3 protein-coding genes and 1 pseudogene are annotated in these 2,725 nt (G+C 69.9%); 1 reads left to right on the top strand and 3 read right to left on the bottom strand.

Annotated elements, in window-relative coordinates; all coding sequences use genetic code 11:
• Positions 1 to 91: 91 nt before the first annotated feature.
• Complete coding sequence (locus ABZ693_RS36055; RefSeq protein WP_359885717.1) at positions 92 to 460, bottom strand: IS3 family transposase; 369 nt, start codon at positions 458 to 460, stop codon at positions 92 to 94.
• A 53-nt stretch (positions 461 to 513) separates the two neighbouring features.
• The gene (locus ABZ693_RS36050; protein WP_359885716.1) at positions 514 to 840 is read right to left on the bottom strand and encodes a transposase; all 327 of its coding nucleotides are present in this window, start codon (positions 838 to 840) and stop codon (positions 514 to 516) included.
• A 6-nt stretch (positions 841 to 846) separates the two neighbouring features.
• On the opposite strand from ABZ693_RS36050, the gene ABZ693_RS36045 reads away from it, so the two are divergent.
• Positions 847 to 2,187, top strand: a complete 1,341-nt coding sequence (locus tag ABZ693_RS36045) for an IS1380 family transposase (RefSeq protein WP_435842648.1) — start codon at positions 847 to 849, stop codon at positions 2,185 to 2,187.
• Positions 2,188 to 2,373: 186 nt separating this feature from the next.
• On the opposite strand, the pseudogene ABZ693_RS36040 reads toward ABZ693_RS36045, so the two are convergent.
• A pseudogene (locus tag ABZ693_RS36040) lies at positions 2,374 to 2,520 on the bottom strand (MFS transporter); the annotation flags it as partial.
• Positions 2,521 to 2,725: the final 205 nt, after the last annotated feature.

Here is a 2,725-nt window from a genome sequence, read left to right as displayed (position 1 = left end):
TGAGCAGGGCGTCCAGGTCATTCGTCACAGATCGATCTTGGACGCCCTGTCTGCGTTCCCGAACGCACCGTCAGCATTCGGAATGACTCGTCTAGGTGAAATCGGCGGCCCGGCAACGGTTGGGGGCCGGCGCGACGAACTTACGGTCCACGAGGTCGGGGGCCCGCTCCACGGAGCCGCCCGGAACCGTCGTGATGATCTTCTTCCCGCGGACGGCGCCGGTGATGCCGAGTTCCCGCATCAGGCGTTCGACGGTGCACCGGGCCACTTCGTGGCCCTGGCGGTGCAGCTCACGCCGGATCTTCCTGGCGCCGTAGACACGGAAGTTGGCCTCGTGGACCTCGCGGATCAGTCCCTTGAGGGCGGTATCCCGCACCTGCCGGGCCGAGGGTTCGGCGGCGCGTTTCCTGGCCGCGTAGTAGGTGGAGGGGGCGATCTTGCACTCGTGCTCGGTGAGCACGCGGCAGATCGGCTCGACACCGCCGAAGCGGGCCCGGTGCTCGTCGATGAACGCTACGAGCGTGTGTGTGGCCGGTCGAGCTCGGCCGCGAAGAAAGACGCCGCGGCTTTCAGGATCTCATTCGCCCGCTTGAGTTCGGCGTTCTCCTTCTTCAGGGCCTTGAGCCGGGCGGACTCCTCCGTCGTCGTCCCCGGACGCGTCCCCGCGTCGATATCGTGCCGCTTCAGCCAGTTCCGCAGGGTCTCGCGGGACCCGATGCCGAGCTTCTCGGTCACCGCCTGCAAAGCGGCCGTCTCATTCGGGTAGTCGCCGCGCACCTCGACGACCATGCGCACCGCACGGCGGCGGAGCTCAAGCGGGTAACGGGAAGGTCGTGCCATGACTCGATCCTTTCATCCTCGATCCACCGCGTGGTTCCCACGATGCGGCTGGCCGAGCGGTGCGGGCTACCCGCTCTGGTGGCCGCGAAGGTGAAGCTGACCGGCGCGAAGAACGGCGCCGGGACGGCCGCCGAGGCGAAGGCTCTGTCGATCGTGGGCGGGATGGTGGCCGGGGCGGACAGCGTCGATGACCTGGACGTGCTGCGCCACGGCGGCCTGCCCCGCCTGTTCGGCGGCGTGCGCGCCCCGTCCACGCTGGGCACCTTCCTGCGCGCGTTCACCTGGGGGCACGTGCGCCAACTGGAGTCCGCAGCACGGGCGTTCACCTGCAACCCCGCCGCGCACACCGGCCTGGTCCCCGCCGGGGACGAGGTGGTGTTCGTGGACATCGACTCCAAGGTCAAGCAGGTCTACGGCCCGGCCAAGCGGGGCGCCTCCTTCGGCTACACCAAACAGCGCGGCCTGCACTTCCAGATCGTCACGGTCAAGACGGGCACCTGCGCGCCGGTGATCGTGGCTACCCGCCTGCGCAAGGGGTCGGCAGGCTCCGGCAAGGGAGCGGCGAGTCTGCTGCGCGAGGCCCTTTCCACCGTGCGGGCGATGGGCATCACCGCGCAGATCATCGTCCGCGCCGACTCCGCGTACTTCTCCCACACGGTCGTCGAGGTCTGCCGCAAGGCCGGGGCCCGCTTCTCCCTCGCCGTCGCGGTCAGGAGGAAGATCCGCGAGGCCATCACCGCCATCCCCGAGGACGCGTGGACGCCGATCAAGTACGCCGCCGCCGTCTGGGACGACCAGGAGGAACGCTGGATCTCCGACGCCGAGATCGCCGAAGTCCCCTTCACCGCGTTCACCAGCAAGAAGAAGGCGTTCCACGCCACCGCCCGGCTGATCGTACGCCGCGTGAAGCGGCTGAACCCCAAGAGCGTGCCCGAGGGGCAGGCCGAACTGTTCGCCGTCTGGCGCCACCACGTCATCTTCACCGACAGCCCGTTCGTCCTGGCCCAGGCCGAACCCATGCACCGCGAACACGCCCAGGTCGAGCAGGTCTTCGCCGACCTGGAGGACTCCGCGCTCGCCCACCTGCCGTCAGGGAAGTTCACCGCGAACGCCGCCTGGCTCACCCTCGCAGCCACCGCCTACAACCTCACCCTCGCGGCCGGCCACCTCGCCTCCGTCTTCCACGCCAGAGACCGTACCGGAACGATCCGCCGCCACCTGATCAACATCCCCGCCCGGATCGCCACCGGCGCCCGACGCCTCACCCTCCACCTGCCCCAACGCTGGCGCTGGGCCGACGACTTCACCGACCTGTGGACGGCGACCGGACAGCGCATGGTCACCTGACCCACGCGACCGCCCTGCCCGCCCACGACCCGAAAGACCTCGGAGACCCCGTACCGGACGGCCACCCGGCGATCACCGCTGCCCGCATCCCGAAGAAACACCCCGAACCCGCCCGACACCCGTGATCGGAATTCACGCGGTGGATCGAGGTTCATAAAATCGAGTCTCCATTCGAACCGGGGCGGTTCAGCGGAACCCCTTCCCGTGCACACCGAGCAGTCCGATGGCGAGGACACAGGCGAGGCCGCCGTCGGTGATGGCCACCGCCGGGCTGGTGAGGTCGGCGGCGGATCCGGCGAGGAAGTCGCCGAGCCGGGGGCCGCCCGCGACGAGACCTCGTCCTCGGCCTTCTCCCCCGTCTCCTGCCGGGTGGCGCTCACGCGGCGTCGGCCGTGAGGTCGTACCGGAGCTCGGGGCGGGCCCAGTGGGTGTGCCCGGCGGGCGGGACGGTGCCGGTGCGGCGGGCGCCGGTGCGCAGGTAGAACTCCTCGGCGGGCGGATGGGCCACGACCCGTATGGAATCGAGCCCGGCGGCCCG

The sequence above is a fragment of the Streptomyces laurentii genome (assembly GCF_040635425.1).
Classification (GTDB): Bacteria; Actinomycetota; Actinomycetes; order Streptomycetales; family Streptomycetaceae; genus Streptomyces; species Streptomyces laurentii.
Note: the sequence above shows the minus strand (reverse complement) of the source record. Positions and strands in the feature narration are given on the sequence as shown.